Below are 16558 nucleotides of genomic sequence, written 5' to 3' on the forward strand. Positions count from 1 at the left end.
AGCAGGCTCCGATCATAGCGGGCAACCACGCGGAACTGTCCCCGTCGCTCACCCGAAGGGGCTATTCGTGGATCCATTCAGCCGCGAAAACCGCGATTTTCCATGAATTCGGTTCGCCTTTTCGTTCAGCTCAGCTCGTGCAACGCCGTGACGGCACGCAGCACTTCCGCGTACTGCGTGTAGAGCGGCGCGAGCCCGAACCGCAGCACGTCGGGCGGACGGAAATCGCCGAGCACACCGCGTTCGTGCAACGCCCCCATCGTGCGCGGCGCGTCCGGTACGCGCACCGAAATCTGGTGGCCGCGGGCGTGGTCGCGCGGCGTCGGGACGTCGGCGCCGGGCAGCAGTTCGTCGAGGCAGCGCAGGAAGAAATCGCCCAGTGCCAAGCCTTTCGCCCGAACGACGGCGAGATCGACGTCGTCCCACACGTCCAGCGCAGCGTCGAGCGCGAGCAGCGACAGGATGTCCGGGGTGCCCGCGCGCGCTCGCGAAATCCCGGCGCCCGCGCGGTAGCCGGCCTCCATCGCGAACGGATCGGCGTGCCCGGCCCAGCCCGCGAGCGGTTGGTCGAACGACTCCTGCCGCCGGCTCGCGACGTAGACGAACGCGGGCGCGCCGGGCCCGCCGTTGAGGAACTTGTAGGTGCAGCCCACCGCGTAGTCGACCTCGTGCTCGTCGAGCCGCACCTCGATCGCGCCGACGCTGTGGCAGAGGTCCCAGACCACCGCGGCGCCGGCCGCGTGCGCCGCGGCGGTGATCGCGCCCATGTCGTGCAGCCGGCCCGACACGTAGTCGACGTGGTTCACCAGCACCGCCGCCGTCGCCGCACCGCACGCGGCGGGCAGCTCGGCGACCGGCACGCGCCGCACGGCGTGTCCGGTGAGGCGCCCGACCTGCTCGGCGACGTAGCCGTCGGTCGGGAAGGTCGCGGCGTCGAGCAGGATCTCGCCGCGCCCCGGGTTCGCGCGCACGGCGGCGACGAGCACCTTGAACAGGTCGACGCTCGTCGAGTCGGCGACCACGATCTGCCCGGGCGCCGCGCCGACGAGCGGCGCGATGCGGTTGCCGACCCGCTCCGGCGCGTCCCACCACCCGTCGGTCCACGACCGGATCAGCCGGCCGCCCCACTGATCGCGGACCACGTCGGCGAGCCGTTGCGCGACGTGCCGCGGCGGGGCGCCGAGGGAATTGCCGTCGAAGTACGCGACGGCCGGGTCGAGGTCGAACTCCGCGCGCTTGGCGGCCAGCGGGTCGGCGGCGTCGAGGGCGGCGGCTTCCGTGCCGAGTTCCCTGCGGACGAGCGTCATGCCGGGAACTCGTCGGCGAGGGTGTTCCAGAACATCAGCTCGTAGCTCTGGAACAGCCGGGCGTACGTCCGCGCACGGCCGGGATCGAGCCGCCCGGCGTCGAGCCCGGCCTGGATCGCGGCGAGCGCCCGCTCTTCGATTTCCGGGACGTCGGCGGCGAAGAAGTCGAAGAACGCGCACGCGTCGTCGGAGAAGCCACCGTCCTGAAAACAGTAGTGCTCACGCATCCCCGTGGCGACGGCGGCGCAGTACCGGCCCCACGCGGCGAAGTTCGCGAAGATCGCGACAGCGACTTCAGCCGCTTCACCATTCAGCGCCAGCCACGCGAAATACGCCGGATACGCCTGACAGCCCGCGCGCGGCAGCTCGGTCCCCGGATCGTCCCCGGCCGCGGCCGCCAACGCGTCGAGCTTGCCCAGCGCGAGCTGCTCCCCCGGCGCGAGGCCGCCGAAGAACTCACGCGCCCGCGGTTCGTCGGCACGGGCCGCCAGCGCGTGGAAGCTGCGCCAGTCACTGCGCACGATCCACCGCTCCTCGGCGGCGATCGCGGCGAACACCGCCCGCGGCGCGGAGCCGGAAGCGACGAGCGGCAAGAGCCGGTTGTCCTCGTCGCGCGGCGCGAGCTCACGCTGGATCGCGGCGAGCAGTTCACGAGCGGAGGCATCAGGAGCGGGCACAGGCTCTCCTTCGACGGGGCTTCCATTCAAGCAGGACCGCTGAAGTGGATCTTTCCTCACCAGGTGGGGAATCGACTGTTTTGCGCAGTTCGCGGTCAGGTCCACGCAGGCACGCGGAGTGGCCGCGATTCTCTATCCACACCGGCCGGGAGCCCCTACAGTGGTCGGTCATCAGCACCACTGGAGGAGGGCCAGCGTTGACCACCCCGCAGTCCGCAGCCGCACAGGCCGAGGGTCAGACGATCCCCCGCCTGCTACACCGCAACGCCACTGAGTACGGCGAACACCCCGCCGTCACCTCGCTCGACCTCGAGGGTCACCCGACGCTGAGCTGGAGTGAGTTCCGCACCGCGATCGCCGAGTTCTCGCGTGGCCTGGCCGGGCTCGGCCTCGGCAAGCGCGACCGCATGCTGATCATGGCCGTGAGCAGTCCCGACCACCTGATCGCCGACCTCGCCGCCGTGCACCTGGCCGCGATCCCGTGCACGGCGTACGCGACGCTGAGCCCGGACCAGATCCGCTACGTCGCCCGCCACAGCGCCGCGCCCGTCGTCGTCCTCGGCGGCGCGGGTGAGCTGGAGCGCTGGCTGCCGGTGCTCGACGATCTCCCCGTGCTGCGCCACGTCGTCGTGATGGACGCGGGCGCGATCCCGGCCGGCGACGAACGGTTCGTTTCGTTCGCCGAAGTGCGCGAGGCCGGACGCGCGGCGCTCGCCGAGGACCCCGCCGCGTTCGAAGCCTCGTGGCAGGCGATCCAGCCGGACGACCCGCTCGCGATGATCTACACCTCCGGCACCACCGGCGACCCCAAGGGTGTCGTGCTGTCGCACCGCAACGCCGTCCACGAAGGACTCGCGGTGCAGAACCTGCACGACGCTCCCATGCACGCCAGGAACATCGCCTACCTGCCGCTGGCGCACATCGCCGAGCGCGAGCTGTCGATCTACCTGCCGCTGCTGTGGGCGGGCCACGTGCACACCGTCGCCGACGCCGCCGGTGTCGTCGCCGCGCTCGGGCAGGTGCACCCGGAGAGCTTCTTCGGCGTGCCGCGCGTGTGGGAAAAGATGGTGGCGGGCATGAAGAACATGCTCGGCGGCGTGCCCGAGGACCGCCGCGAGGCGCTGCTCTCGGCCAATGCCCTGCTGCAGGAGGGTTACAAGCTGCGCTCCGACGGCAAAGAGGTGCCCGCCGAGCTCGCCGAGCGCATCGCGAAGACCGACGAAGCCGTGCTCGCCCCCGTGCGCGCACTGCTCGGTCTGGACAAGGTGCTCGTCGCCTCCAGCGGTGCGGCGGCCCTGCCGGTGGAGGTCCTGTACTTCATCGCCGGCTTGGGCGTCGAGATCCAGGAGGTCTGGGGCCTGTCCGAGACCACGGGCGCGGCCACGTCGAACAGCGCCGGCGGCTTCCGCGCGGGCACCGTCGGCAAGCCGCTCGATGGCGTCGAGGTGAAGGTCGCCGAAGACGGCGAGCTGCTCGTGCGCGGCCCCATCGTCTTCCTCGGCTACCTGCAGGAAGACGGCTCCATCGCCGACGCGACCGACGCCGAGGGCTGGTACGCCACCGGCGACATCGGCACCATCGACGAAGACGGTTTCGTGCGGATCACCGACCGCAAGAAGGAACTGATCATCACCTCGAGCGGCAAGAACATCGCCCCCACCCGCATCGAGGGCCTGCTCAAGGAACACCCGCTCATCGGCCAGGCCGTCGCCATCGGCGACGACCGCCCGTATGTCACGGCCCTGATCGTCCTCGACGACGAGATCGCGCCCGGCTGGGCCACGGCTCACGGCATCGAGGCGTCCGGCATCGACGAGCTGGCCGCCCACGAGCAGGTGCTCGCCGAGATCGAACGCGCGGTGGAATCGGCCAACAGCCGGCTGGCGCGCATCGAGCAGATCAAGCGCTACCACCTGATCACGCAGGCGTGGACCCCGGAGACCGGCGAGCTGACGCCGACGCTGAAGCTCAAGCGCCGCGTCATCAACGAGCGCTACGACGCCGCGATCAAGGACCTGTACGCAGCTGCCAGCCCGGCGTCCTGATCGCCGGCCCCGGGCGGTCCGAGGTGAGCCGCCCGGGGTGGGCCGTCAGGCGATGCGGCTGCTGTCCGTCCACTTGCGAAGGCGGGGCGGCACGCGCTTTTCGAGGCCGTAGTTCTCCAGGTGCGCCGAGAACACCTCGTCGAACGCGTTCTGCACCGTCTCCGTGTCCCAAACCTGCCGCTCGAGGATCGGCTGCTTCAGGAACGGCTGTCCCATCACGTGCAGCTGCGGCCCGTTGCACCGGATCATCTGCCCGGTGATCCCGGCCGATCCGTCGCCGAGCAGGAACAGCACCACCGGCGCGATGCGCGACGGCGTGCGCTCCGGCGGGCACGCCCGCAGCGCCCGCTCCGACTTCCACACCATCCGCGTGTGCGCCACCGGGCACACGGCGTTGGCCCGGATCCCGTGTTCCTCCAGGTCCAGCGCCCACGAGTACGTGAGCGAAGCGACTGCACCCTTCGAAGCCGCGTACACGCCGAGCTTGCGCTGCCCCAGCGAAGCGCCGGACGAAATATTCACGATGGACCCGTGGATCCCCCCGGCGACCATCGCCTTGATCGCCGCCAGGCCCGTGTACATCACACCCAGGACGTTGACCTCGACCAGCTCCCTGGCCTGGTCGACGTCGTCGTCCCACGGCAGGGCCTCGTAGTTGAGGCCGGCGTTGTTGACCAGGCCGTCGATCCGCCCGAACTCGCCCACGCACAGGTCCACGATGGCCTGGGCCTGCGCCGGGTCGGCCACGCTGTGCCCGCTCGCGACGGCCCGTCCGCCGTGCTGCCGGATGTTCTCCGCCGTCCGCTCGGCGAGGCCGGCGTCGACGTCGTTGACCACCACGGCCCCGCCCGCGCGGGCCACGTGCACGGCGAACGCCTCGCCGAGTCCCCGGCCGGCGCCGGTGACGACCACGGCCTTGTCCTGCATGAGCCTGTCCATAACCCTCTCCCCACTGCCCGGCGACGGCGGGGCGAGGGACCGCTCCGCCGCGCTCTTTTCCAGTGTTGGGCCATTCAATGCACGGGGCAGGGCGACGGCGACGAACGGTGGCCGTCATGCGCCGAGCGAGTGACGCACGATCAGCCCACCGGTACCTCCGGACAGGTCAGCACCGACCGGGAGTGGGTCCGGGCCGCCTCCCCTGAACGGCCCAGCAGGGGAGAACGCTCGTAACCACTGTTCGCTCGCGCGTAATCAGCGGCATACTGATTGTTGTCCCACCGCCCGGGAACTGTGACTCCCTCGGGGTCACCGTCACAGCCCAGGCAGAATGCCCACCGCACACGTTCACCCGATCGGGGAGGGGGAAGTGGTCACCCTGTGACGACCCACGCCACGCCACGGCTGACGGCGCCACTGCGGAACGTCGAGTACCGCGTTCTGTGGGCGGCCGAGGCCATCTCGAGCGCAGGCGACCAGCTGGCGAAGGTGGCGCTCGCCATCCTCGTCTACAACCGCACCGGCTCGGCCCTCTGGGCCGCCGTCGTCTACGCCCTCACGTTCCTCCCCGCGCTGGCGGGCGGGCTCGGGCTGTCCTTCCTCGCCGACCGCTACCCGAGGCGCGCGGTGCTGAGCGCGAGCGCCGCGGTGCAGGCGGTGCTCGTGGGACTCATGAGCCTGCCGGGCATGCCGCTGGTGGTGCTGTGCAGCCTGCTCGTGGCCGTGCAGCTGGCCGCGTCACCCGCCAACGCCGCGCAGAACGCCATCACGCGCGAGGTGTTCACCGACGACGAGATCTACCTGCGCAGCCAGGACCTGCGCGGGATCACCACCAACACGGTGATGCTGCTGGGGCTGGCGGGCGGCGGCCTGCTCGTGACACTCGTGGGCACGTCGTGGGCGCTGGCGGTCGACGCCGTGAGCTTTGCCGTCGCCGCGGTCATCGTGCGCGTGTGGGTGCACGATCGCCCGGCCGCCGGCGGCGAGCAGTCGACGTGGTTCGGGGCCACTCGGTTCGTGTTCGGGCAGCGCCGGCTGCGGGTGCTGATCGCGCTGTCGTGGCTGGTCGGGCTCGCGGTGGTCCCCGAAGGGCTGGCGGCTCCGCTGGCGCAGCAGCTCGGCGCGTCGTCCGCGGCCGTCGGCTGGCTGCTGGCTGCCGACCCGCTCGGGTTCGTGGCCGGCGCCTATCTGCTCTCGAAGTTCGCGTCCGCACAGGTCAGGCTGCGCCTGCTGGGCATCCTCGCGACGACGTCGCTGGCGCTGCTCGCGCTGTTCCTGCTCCAGCCGAACCTGGCGCTGGCTCTCGTGCTCCTCGCACTGGCGGGTGCGATGGGCGCGTACATCATCACGGTCACCGCGACGTTCGCCACCTGGGTGCCGAACGAGCTGCGCGGTGGCGCCGGCGGGCTCTACCGCACCGGGCTGCGGGTCGCGCAGGGAGTCGGGGTCGCGCTGGGTGGGGTGGTCGCCCAGGTGACCGGGTCCGCGATCACCGCCATCGCGCTCGCCGGTCTGCTCGGCGTGGCGCTGGCCATCCCCACCGCCTTCTCGTGGACCCGGGTGCGGCACGCGGTCGCAGCCGATACCGGGCTCTGAGTCGTGGCCGGCTCGTTCACCGGCCGGGGCGATCCGGTACTGGAATCCGGATCGAAGTCTCGAGGTGCCACTCGTTCTCAGGCTTCGCGGTCACGCATCGCGTCTCTCCTCTGCTCACGCTGTCACGAACTCTCGGTTGCCGGTCACCGGAATCACGCCTCGCGGTCACGCACGGTGGGACACCTCCTCGCACTGAGAGCACTGACAATTTCCGGGCAATCAGACAAGAACGATTCAGGCTTCGCGGTCGCGCATCGGGAAAACACCTCCTGGAGGGCACAGCTCAGTGACTGGTGCTGCAATTCGCATTCAGGGTTCACCAGCCATCGGGGGAAGGCACCTCCGGGGAAGAGGCGCACGGTTGGACGGAACACGAATTCAGCCCTCGTGGAGGGCTCACCGCCGGGAAGTCGGTGAGTGCGATGATACCGGTAAGCGATAACAGCACGACAGTGGATACCACCAGACCCGAACCACCCGAGAGACCGGAGGAGGCCGAGCCCGATGCCCGAGAAGGGACACGCGCACGGTGAACCGACGGACTCCAATCGCGGGGTACCCACACCTTCCCATGATCACGCGCCGAAGTTCCATGATTCTTCCGGCGATGCACGCGGTGATGCACGCGGTGATGCACAAAACGCGACCACGCGGTCGCAGGGTGTCGGCAAACGGCTCGGTGAGTTGATTTCCAGCAATCCCGTGCGGTCGTGGGATCTGTGGACCAAGCCACGGGGGATGATCGTTTTCCTGCTTTCCTGGGAAGCGCTTGCCGTCGGCCTGCTGACGTTCGGGATCATCACCGGCGGGCCCACCACGGTCCTGGACTGGGCCCGGTTCGGCATCCTCGCCGTGTGCGCCACGGTGCACATCCAGCTCACGCGCCGGCAGGAGGAACGGCGGCGCAACCGCGTGACGGCCGTCCACATCGACCTGTCGGGGATCTGGGTGTTCCCCGGCGCACTGCTGCTACCGATCCACCTGACCCTGCTGCTGATCGTCATCGTCCGCGTGCAGCGCTGGTTCAACTCGCGCCGGCCTCCGCACAAGTTCGTGTTCACCTCGTTCACGCACGCCGTGTCGGCCTTGGCCGCGCACGAGCTCTACCAGACCTTCGCCTCGGCGGAGCTGGAGAACCTCACGCCCGGCAACTCGCTGAAGCTCTTCGGCATCCTCATGCTGGTCGGTTTCTGTTACGCGGCACTGCAGGCGATCGTCATCGGCAGCCTGCTCGCACTGGGCGGAACTTCCGCGCCCACGCTGAGCAACGTGCTGGGCACGAAGGACGACAATCTGCTGGAGCTCTCGACCATCGGCCTCGGCACCATCGCCACGATCCTGCTGGTGAACTTCCCGCCGGCGATCGTGATCCTGGTGCTCATCACCGTGCTCGGCAACCGGCTCGCCGAAATCAACCAGCTGCAGTCCGAGGCCCGCACGGACCCGAAGACGGGCATCTTCAACGTGCGCGGGTGGTCCGAATCAGCCGACCGCGCCCTCACGCGAGCCGCGCGCGGCAACGAAATGCTGGCACTGCTGATGATCGACCTCGACCACTTCAAGTGGATCAACGACACCTACGGCCACCCCGCGGGCGACGACGTCCTGCGCACGGTGGCCCAGACCTTGGACGACATCACGCGCCCCAGGGACATCATCGGCCGCTTCGGCGGCGAGGAATTCCTGATCCTGTTGCCCGACGTGGACCAAACGGCCGCCAAGGTCGCGGCCGAACGGATCCGCCTCGCGATCGCCGAACAACAGATCGTGACCACCGACAAACGCGGCGGGCGCGCCCGCATCACCGGCCGGACCACGTCGATCGGAGTGGCGCTGCTCGGGCCGAACGGATCGACGGTGGAACAGTTGCTGCACGCGGCCGACGCCGCCGTCTATGCCGCGAAGGAAGGCGGCCGGAATCAAGTGCGGTTCGCCGACGCGGATCCGCCACCCCGCGTGGCCTGAGCGAAATCACCGCCCGCCCCAATTGCGATTAATCGCGTTGGGTGAACGGTCCTTCGAAAACGGACAGCGAATTCAGCTGGGGCTCGCTCTCCGTGACCGGAAGACGCGGAAAATGGACTGTGATGCAATTCACCTCCCTCTGAAATGCCGCAACCGGGTCGAACCCGGGAGATCCCCCACCCCTTCCGGGGGTCATCCCCATGCCGCCGCCCGGGCGGGGCTGGCACCCTTGAGCGCATGCCAGCCACCGACGACCGTCCTCCGGCCGCCGCTCGCGTCCGCCGTCCGTGGTCGACGTCGGGCTGGCTGCTGCTGGTGCTCTTCGTCGTCTTCGGCTTCGGGCTCATCGCCTCGCGCCCGGCCTCGCCGCCGGACCAGGGGCCGCCGACCGGCGACGTGCTGGCCGCGCAGAACGCCATCGCCGCGCTGACCCACCCCGGGCCGCAACCCACCGCGCTCGCGCTCCTGCCCAAGGACTTCACCGCCGTCAGCGGCGTGACGCCCGGTGCGCTGCGGGCGCGCGACGGGACCGTTCGCGCCGTCCACGTCGACGGCGGGTGCTCCACCCCGTGGGGCGACGACAACACCAAGTGGGACTACGCGGTGCCGTGCAAGGCCCACGACCTGGGCTACGACCTGCTGCGCTACGCGGACAAGAAGGGGCACCCGCTCGACCAGAGCGTGCGGGCCTCGCTGGACGCGCGGCTTTCGCAGGACATGCACCACGCGTGCGTGGTCAACCCGATGGGCTCGCCGGGCACCTGCCAGGTCGTCGCCACGCTGTACTCCGCCGGGCTCGTCATGAACTCGTGGCACCAGCGCTGGGGACCGCCTGTCGCCGACCCGATCGGGCCGTTGGTCGCCGGCGTCCTCGTGATCGGCTGCCTGCTCGTGTTCCGGTTGCGCGGCTGGCACACGGCACGGCGCACCACGCCGCGACCGGCCCGCGCACCCACCGGTCCCCCCACGCGCTGGGCGGTGCTCGGCGCCGCCTCGGCCGTGCTGCTGGTGCTCGGCGAATCGGCAACGGCGCTGGCCGACTGGGCGGGCGCGCCCGAGTCCGCGTGGTGGCCGCTGACCTGGCTCGCGCAGCTCACGCCGCTGCTGTTCTTCGCCGGCGGCTACGCGAACGTCACCGGCTGGCCGGCCGAACGCGACCGCGGCTACCGCCACTACCTGGCCGAACGCGCGAGCCCGCTGCTGCGGCCGGCGTCGATCTTCGCCGTGGTCGCCCTGCTCGTCCCGCTGGCGCTGGAGCTGCTCGGCATCCCCGCCGGCACGAACGCGACCGTCATGCGGATCGCGCTGCACCCGCTGTGGCTGCTGGGCGTGTACCTGCTGACGATCGTCTGCGCACCCGCGCTGCTCGCGCTCTACCGGCGCACGCGCCTGTGGTCGGTGGCCGGGCTGCTGGCGCTCGTCGTCGCGGGTGAGGCCGCCGCGGCGTGGTCCGGCTCGCCGCTGCCGGGTTACGGCGCGACGCTGGCGCTCGCGCTGCTGGCCCAGCAGATCGCGTTCGCCCACGCCGACGGCGTGCGCCTGTCCAGGCCGGTGCTGGCGGGCGCCGCCGTGGCCGGGGTGGGCGTGCTGGCCGTGGCCACCTTCGCGCTCGGCGCGTCGCCGATCCTGCTGGGCAGCCCGGGCGCGCCGGCCGCGTTGTCGGCACCGCCGTGGGAGATCCTGCTGCTCGGCGTGACCCAGCTCGGCCTGGCGGGGCTGCTCGGCGGACGGCTGGTGCGCGTCGCGGCGCGGCCGCGGGTCAGCCGCGCGGCCGGGTTCGTGCTGCGGACGCCGATGAGCCTGTACCTGGCGTTCCTGGCGGCGATGCTGCTGCTCGTCGCCGTCGTCTATCTGCCGGGGCCGATCGCCGACGGGCTGAGCTGGCTCGTGCAGCCGCGCACCGCGATGGCGATCGCGCTGTTGCTGGTCCCGGCGGGGTGCGTGTTCTGGTGGTTCGAACGCCACCCGCGCGGCCACGGCGAACCCGCGCCGCCCCTGTCGAGACCGCGCACGGCCACCGGCTGGCACCCGGTGCTGCTCACGAGAGCGGCCGCCGCGCTCGGCATCGGCTACGCGACGCTGGGCGTGTTCGGCCTCGCGCTGGCCCGCTTCGGCGACGTCGCCGCCGACGCCGACTTCCTCGGCCTGCACCTCGATCCTGTGCAGAGCCTCGTGCACCTGCTGCTCGGCGTGCTCCTGCTGCACACCGTCCGCACGGGCGCCACCGCGTCGGCGGGCACGTGGTTCGTGTGCGCGCTCGCCTGCGGGCCGGCGCTGATGGTCACGCCGGCCGGCCCGCCCACCGTGGTCCTGCACGCGGCTACGGCGGTGTTTGCGCTGGTCGCGGCCGTTTCGTGTCTGGTTCCCCGGCGCCGCGCTGCGAGCGCGACTTCTTGACGAGAAACTCGAACCGCGACACGCACACCGCCGGTTGGGCGAATGCGCCCGGTGTGGCGGACCATGGGTGGTGCAGGCCACACCGGCCGGGGGAGGTGCGCACCCGCCGCAACCCCGCCCCGGCACCATGCGTCTTCAGGTCCGGGGGACCGGACAGTGGCAGGCAGACGGACGAGCAGAAGGAGCGGACCGCGTGGATCACCCGCCTCGGAACGGGCAAGGCGGCCGACGCCCCGCCCGCCCCTGGCAGGACCCGCCGGGGCGCGCGAGCGGACGCCGGGTGCCGCCACCCGCGCGTGACCGCGCGGAGCCGCGCGGCCCCCGCGACGCCGAGCACCGCCCGTCGCGTCCGCCGCAACGCCGGCCCGGCCCGCCGCCGCGCCGCTCGAGCCGGCGCGGCTCGCACCGGGGCGCGAAGATCACCCTCGCCGTGGTGTCGCTGCTGGTCATGGCCTTCACCGGCTACGCGTGGGCGTCACTGCAGGGCCTGGTCAACGGCCTGAACTATGCCGACGTGATCAACCCGCAGTCGGGTGGCGAGCAGCCCGCCGACGGCGCGCGCGACATCCTCCTGGTCGGCCTCGACAGCCGCACCGACGCGCAGGGCAACCCGCTGTCCCCGCAGCTGCTCGCCCAGCTGCGCGCGGGCGAAGCCGACGGCGAGCTCAACACCGACTCGCTGATCTTCGTGCACATCCCGAACGACGGCAGCAAGGCCGTCGCCATCTCGCTGCCGCGCGACTCCTACGTGAACATTCCTGGCTACGGCCAGCACAAGATCAACTCCGCGTACGCCCGCGCGATGCTGCAGGCGCGCAAGGACCTGCAGCAGCAGGGCGTGACGGACCCGAAGGAGCTCGACGTCAAGGCCAACCAGGCCGGCGCGAAGGAGCTGATCGCGACCGTCGAGGCGCTCACCGGGTCGACGATCGACAACTACGCGGCCATCAACCTGCTCGGCTTCAGCGAGATCACGCAGGCCATCGGCGGTGTCGACGTGTGCCTCAACAACAACGTCGACGACTCCTACTCCGGCGCGAAGTTCACCAAGGGCGTGCACACGATCTCCGGGGTGCAGGCGCTGGAGTTCGTCCGGCAGCGCCACGGCCTGCCGCGCGGTGACCTCGACCGGGTGGTGCGCCAGCAGGTGTTCATGGCCGGCATGGCCCGCAAGGTGCTCTCGGCCGGCACGCTCACCGACCCGGGCAAGCTCAACGCGCTCATCGAAGCCATCAAGAAGTCGGTGGTCCTCAACCAGAACTGGGACATCTTCAGCTTCGCCCAGCAGATGAAGGGCCTCACCGGCGGGCAGCTCGAGTTCCGCACGATCCCGGTGGAGAACGTCGCGTACAAGACGCCCAGCGACGGCGACGCCATCGAGGTCGACCCGCAGGCCGTGAAGAAGTTCGTGCAGGGCCTCGCCGGTCCGCAGCCCGGTCAGCAGGCCGCGCCGCCGCCGGCGAACGACGCCAACAAGGCCATCACCGTCGACGTCCGCAACGCCTCGGGCCGCACCGGCCTGGCCGCGAGCGTGTCGAAGCAGCTCAGCGGCAAGGGCTTCACCCCGGGCGACACGGCCAACGCGACCTCGCGCAAGACCACCGTGATCTGGGTGCCCTCCGGCGGCGAGGACTCCGGCAACGCCGTGGCCGACGCCCTCGGCACCAAGGCGACGGTGCAGGAGGACAAGAGCGTCGACGCCGGGCACGTGATGGTCTTCCTCGGCTCGGACTACCAGCCGAGCGCCGACAACGCCGGCTCCGGCGCGCCGGCCGGCTCGGCCAACGCACCCGCGTCTTCGCCCGCGGCACCGCCGCCGGCAGCCGGCGACGACCAGAAGCCGATCACGGCCGACGGCGTCCCCTGCGTCAACTGACCTGTTCAGCGCACCGTGGTTCCTCCGTTCGGAGCAGCCTGCGAAATCGTCACCAAAGACTTGGCCGAAACCGCGTAAGGAAAAGCGCACTGCCCACTTTCATACACGTGAGACGCGCACGCGTTCGCAGTCACGAGAGCGAACGCCGCGTGTGAGAGCGTGAGCAGGGCAGGGGACGAGGAAGTGGTGATCGACGCTGAGCACTACCAGCGGATACTCGGTGACGAGCTCCGCAAGCTCCGGCGCAGGCGAGGCTGGACGCGCAAGGAGCTGAACACGCATCTGCAGAGTGAGATCTCCCTGCAGACGCTGGCGACGTACGAGCTGGGCACCCGGCAGTGTTCCGTGGTGCGCCTGGTCGAGCTGTGCGTCGCGATGGACGAACTGCCCCAGGACCTGCTGGCCAAGGTGCACCGGCGCGTGTTCGTGGAAGAGCCCGGACGCGTGCGGGTGGACCTGCGGAGAGTGGTGGCCGAGGCCTCGCCCGAACTGCTGCCGCTGCGCCGCTGGGCCGAGGACCGGCTGCGCCGCGGCGATCCGGGAGCGGGCGCGACCACGTTGAGCTCGGGCCCGGCCGAAGTGTCGCTCGACCTGCCCGCGCTCGAGCGGATGGCCGAGCTGTGCGACCTGCCGGTCGTCGACCTGATCAGCCACCTGCGCAAACTCGCGCCCGCCTGAGCCACGGGCGGAGCCGACACGGGCCGTTTCGCCGGTCCCGGCCGGGGGCTTTCGCGCTGTCGAGGGTCGCGAAAGCCCCCGCCACGCCTCATCCCTGACCCGAGCACGCCCACGGCCGTCCGTGGGCTTGTCCGGCGCGCCTTCCTGCCCTCACCACAAACTACGAAGGGGACTTTCGCGCCTCCTCCCCTGCCGCGAAAGTCCCCTTCGTACCCCTTTGCCGACCCGTGCTCGATCAGCCCAGCAGTTCGTAGTCCTCCCGGCGGACCGTGCGCGTGTCCAGCCAGTACCGCCACGTGAAGCCGGGCCAGATGGTGCGGTTCACGCCCTTCGCGTCGAGGTACCAGCTCTTGCAGCCGCCCTGTGTCCAGATGCCCTTCTTGAGCTTGCGCTGCACGTCGGCGTTGAACGCCGCCTGCGCCTGCGGGCGCGGGTCGATGGCGCGGTCGCCGGCCAGCCGCAACGCCTGCGCGATGTAGGAGATCTGGGACTCGATCATGAACACCACGGAGTTGTGGCCGAGCCCGGTGTTGGGGCCGAGCAGGAAGAACAGGTTCGGGAACCCGTTGACGGTGATGCCGAGGTGCGTGCGCATCCCCTCGGCCGCCCACTCCTTGGCGAGGTTGCGCCCGTCGCGGCCGACGATCTCGAGCGTGTCGAACGCGTCGGTGACGTGGAAGCCGGTGCCGTAGATGATCACGTCGACCTCGTGCTCCACACCTGCGGCGTCGACCACGCTGTGCTCGCGGACCTCGGCGACGCCATCGGTGACCACCTCGACGTTGTCCCTGGCCAGGGCCGGGTAGTAGTCGTTGGAGATCAGCACGCGCTTGCAGCCCATGGTGTAGTCGGGCGTCAGCTTGGCGCGCAGCGCGGGGTCGGCCACGGCCTGGTCGATGTTGCGTTTCGCGATCCGCTGGCCGAGCTGCATCACCCACGGCTGGCCGTTGAAGCCGATGGCGCGGGCTTCGAGCATCCAGTAGAGGACGTCGCGGTAGGCGCGCTGCGCGAGAGGCACCGCCTTGAACAGGCCGCGGGCCCAGCCGGGCATGTCGTGGTCGGCCTTCGGCATCACCCACGGCGGGGTGCGCTGGAAGAGCGTCAGGTTCGCGACCTGCCCGACGATCCGGGGCACGAACTGCACCGCGCTCGCCCCCGTGCCGATCACGGCGACGCGCTTGCCGGTGAGGTCCACGCCGTGGTCCCACTGCGCGGAGTGGAACGCCGGGCCGGCGAAGTCCTCGATGCCGGGCAGGTGCGGAATCTGCGGCCGGTGCAGCGCGCCGACGCCCGCGACCAGGGCCTTGGCGACGAACTCGTCGCCCGACTTGGTGGTGACGTGCCAGCGGTTCTCCTCGGCGTCCCAGCGCGCGCCGGTCATCTCCTGACCGAAACGCAGGAAGCGGCGCAGGCCGTACTTCTCCGTGACACCGCGCAGGTAGCTCCAGATCTCGGGCTGCGGCGAGTAGGCGCGCGACCAGCCGGGGTTCTGCTCGAAGGAGAACGAGTACATGTGCGACGGGATGTCGCAGGCACAGCCGGGATAGCTGTTGTCGCGCCAGGTCCCGCCGACGTCGTCGGCCTTCTCGAGGATCACGAAGTCTTCGCGGCCGTCCTTGCGCAGCTGGATGGCCATGCCCAGGCCGGAGAACCCGGTCCCGACCACGATCACGCCGGTCTCGGTGCGGTTGCCCATGCGCCCTCCCGTTTAGTGTTACTCGAAGTCCATCCTACTTCGAGTAGGTTACTGGCGGTAGAGTGTTCTGGTGACCACCGCGAAACGCAAGCGCGTGCCCCGGGCCGAGCGCGAACGGCAGATGATCGAGGTCGCCGAACGGGTGTTCACCGAGCGGGGCTACGGGGCGGCGTCGATGGACGAGATCGCCGAGCTCGTGGGCGTGTCGAAGCCGATGCTGTACGAGTACTTCCACTCCAAGGAAGGCCTGCTGCTGGCGTGCATCCGGCAGTCGCGGGCCGCCCTGCGCGAGGCGACCGAGCAGGCGACGGTGGGCGCGGTTTCGGCGGAGGACGCGCTGCGCCGCGGGCTGCTGGCGTTTTTCGTCTTCATCCGCGAGCGCCGGGAGGCCTGGTCGCTGCTGCGGCACGAGATGGCCTTGATCGGCACGCCTGCGGCCGACGAGATCGAGCAGACGCGGCGGCAGCAGACGGACCTGATCGTGGCGGTGATGAGCGAGTACTTCGACGACGAGCTCCGCGCCGAGGCCTCGGCCGAGTTCGTCGTCGGCGCGTGCGAGCGGCTCGCGATCTGGTGTGAGCGTTTCCCGGACGTGACACCCGAGATGGCGACCGACTACGCCATGGACATGCTCTGGTCCGGACTGTCACGACGGGCCCGCTGAGGTGCGCGTGAACATGCACGCGCATTAGGCCATTCGGTCGTCACTCAGTGCGAATCCCCTCCCGTGTCTTGTGACACAGAGTTTCTTTACGGTATCGAGAACCCTGTAGAAAGACTGATGGACAGTCGCGGGTTGCGCGGGGGCGCAGAAATCGCGTCATGAGCGTGCGGTGGCCGAGTCTCGGCCAGTGACGCATGCTGATGGCGAGAGGGGTGAGGTAGTGGTGGAGACGATCACAGCGACGTACGCGCACGAAAACGACGACTGGACGATCACCGTCAGCGGCCGTGGCGAGGAACGGACCGCGAAGGCGCCGGGCATCATCGCCGCGCGTGACCGTGCGGACCAGCTCGTCGACGAGCTCGCCCCGGACGGGCGACCCACGGTCGTGCACCTGCTCAACGGGAGCGCCCTGGAGTTCACCAGCTCCTACATGGCCGCGCGGCTCACCCTGCCGGACATCGAGCCGCTGGAGGTGCCGCCTTCGGGGTCCTCGAAGCCGGCCGCCGCGGCGAAGCCTCAGCTCCCGCCGAGCAAGCAGCTGCCGAAGGAAGTCGAGGACCGCAAGGCCGAGGAGACGCCCGCCGTCCCGGCCTCGAAGCCGACAGTCTCACCGCGCGCCTGACACCGCGTTCAGCCGGCCTTGTCCGACACGCCGGCTGTCGCTTTGTCGATCTTTCACACCCCGATACGTCTGAGCGGACCCGGTTCCCCGGGC

12 protein-coding genes are annotated in these 16558 nt (G+C 70.4%); 8 read left to right on the plus strand and 4 right to left on the minus strand.

Annotated elements, in window-relative coordinates; all coding sequences use genetic code 11:
• Positions 1-125 precede the first annotated feature (125 nt).
• On the minus strand, positions 126-1307 hold the full coding sequence (kynU, locus tag AB0K15_RS27225; RefSeq protein ID WP_364056185.1) for a kynureninase: 1182 nt from the start codon (positions 1305-1307) through the stop codon (positions 126-128).
• A complete protein-coding gene (locus tag AB0K15_RS27230; protein WP_364056188.1) occupies positions 1304-1984 on the minus strand; it encodes a transcriptional regulator in 681 nt (226 codons plus the stop codon). The genes kynU and AB0K15_RS27230 overlap by 4 nt, the downstream gene beginning before the upstream one ends.
• A gap of 197 nt (positions 1985-2181) precedes the next feature.
• Here AB0K15_RS27230 and AB0K15_RS27235 point away from each other — a divergent pair, with 197 nt between their 5' ends.
• The gene (locus tag AB0K15_RS27235) at positions 2182-4029 is read left to right on the plus strand and encodes an AMP-dependent synthetase/ligase (protein WP_364056191.1); all 1848 of its coding nucleotides are present in this window, start codon (positions 2182-2184) and stop codon (positions 4027-4029) included.
• Positions 4030-4074: 45 nt separating this feature from the next.
• Here the strand turns inward: AB0K15_RS27235 and AB0K15_RS27240 are convergent, their stop codons facing one another.
• The gene (locus AB0K15_RS27240; RefSeq protein WP_364056194.1) at positions 4075-4968 is read right to left on the minus strand and encodes an SDR family oxidoreductase; all 894 of its coding nucleotides are present in this window, start codon (positions 4966-4968) and stop codon (positions 4075-4077) included.
• Positions 4969-5349: 381 nt separating this feature from the next.
• Between AB0K15_RS27240 and AB0K15_RS27245 the strand changes: the two genes are divergently transcribed.
• The 5 genes from AB0K15_RS27245 to AB0K15_RS27265 all read left to right on the plus strand — a co-directional run bounded on the left by AB0K15_RS27245 (position 5350) and on the right by AB0K15_RS27265 (position 13480).
• A complete protein-coding gene (locus AB0K15_RS27245; RefSeq protein WP_364056197.1) occupies positions 5350-6564 on the plus strand; it encodes an MFS transporter in 1215 nt (404 codons plus the stop codon).
• Positions 6565-7302: 738 nt separating this feature from the next.
• Positions 7303-8529 carry a GGDEF domain-containing protein gene (locus tag AB0K15_RS27250; RefSeq protein ID WP_364056200.1) on the plus strand — a complete coding sequence of 409 codons (1227 nt, stop codon included), beginning with the start codon at positions 7303-7305 and terminating at the stop codon, positions 8527-8529.
• A gap of 237 nt (positions 8530-8766) precedes the next feature.
• On the plus strand, positions 8767-10926 hold the full coding sequence (locus AB0K15_RS27255; RefSeq protein WP_364056203.1) for a phospholipase: 2160 nt from the start codon (positions 8767-8769) through the stop codon (positions 10924-10926).
• 448 nt (positions 10927-11374) lie between these two features.
• Entirely contained in the window at positions 11375-12802 is a 1428-nt protein-coding gene (locus AB0K15_RS27260) for an LCP family protein (protein ID WP_364056575.1), read from the plus strand.
• A gap of 183 nt (positions 12803-12985) precedes the next feature.
• Positions 12986-13480 (plus strand): helix-turn-helix domain-containing protein, encoded by a 495-nt coding sequence (locus AB0K15_RS27265; protein ID WP_364056578.1) that lies wholly within the window; start codon positions 12986-12988, stop codon positions 13478-13480.
• A 235-nt stretch (positions 13481-13715) separates the two neighbouring features.
• Here AB0K15_RS27265 and AB0K15_RS27270 read toward each other — a convergent pair whose 3' ends face one another.
• A complete protein-coding gene (locus tag AB0K15_RS27270) occupies positions 13716-15176 on the minus strand; it encodes an NAD(P)/FAD-dependent oxidoreductase (RefSeq protein ID WP_364056206.1) in 1461 nt (486 codons plus the stop codon).
• A 70-nt stretch (positions 15177-15246) separates the two neighbouring features.
• Here AB0K15_RS27270 and AB0K15_RS27275 point away from each other — a divergent pair, with 70 nt between their 5' ends.
• Both AB0K15_RS27275 and AB0K15_RS27280 read left to right on the plus strand, forming a co-directional pair.
• The gene (locus AB0K15_RS27275) at positions 15247-15840 is read left to right on the plus strand and encodes a TetR/AcrR family transcriptional regulator (RefSeq protein WP_364056209.1); all 594 of its coding nucleotides are present in this window, start codon (positions 15247-15249) and stop codon (positions 15838-15840) included.
• 220 nt (positions 15841-16060) lie between these two features.
• Positions 16061-16465, plus strand: a complete 405-nt coding sequence (locus AB0K15_RS27280; protein WP_364056212.1) for a hypothetical protein — start codon at positions 16061-16063, stop codon at positions 16463-16465.
• Positions 16466-16558: the final 93 nt, after the last annotated feature.

This window comes from Amycolatopsis sp. NPDC049253 (assembly GCF_040678995.1).
In the GTDB taxonomy this organism is placed as follows: domain Bacteria; phylum Actinomycetota; class Actinomycetes; order Mycobacteriales; family Pseudonocardiaceae; genus Amycolatopsis.

Coding starts and splice junctions, on each gene's coding strand:
- AB0K15_RS27270 (WP_364056206.1), bottom strand. CDS start 15,176: ATGGGCAACCGCACCGAGACCGGCGTGATCGTGGTCGGGACCGGGTTC.
- AB0K15_RS27240 (WP_364056194.1), bottom strand. CDS start 4,968: ATGGACAGGCTCATGCAGGACAAGGCCGTGGTCGTCACCGGCGCCGGC.
- kynU (WP_364056185.1), bottom strand. CDS start 1,307: ATGACGCTCGTCCGCAGGGAACTCGGCACGGAAGCCGCCGCCCTCGAC.
- AB0K15_RS27255 (WP_364056203.1), top strand. CDS start 8,767: ATGCCAGCCACCGACGACCGTCCTCCGGCCGCCGCTCGCGTCCGCCGT.
- AB0K15_RS27260 (WP_364056575.1), top strand. CDS start 11,375: ATGGCCTTCACCGGCTACGCGTGGGCGTCACTGCAGGGCCTGGTCAAC.
- AB0K15_RS27250 (WP_364056200.1), top strand. CDS start 7,303: ATGATCGTTTTCCTGCTTTCCTGGGAAGCGCTTGCCGTCGGCCTGCTG.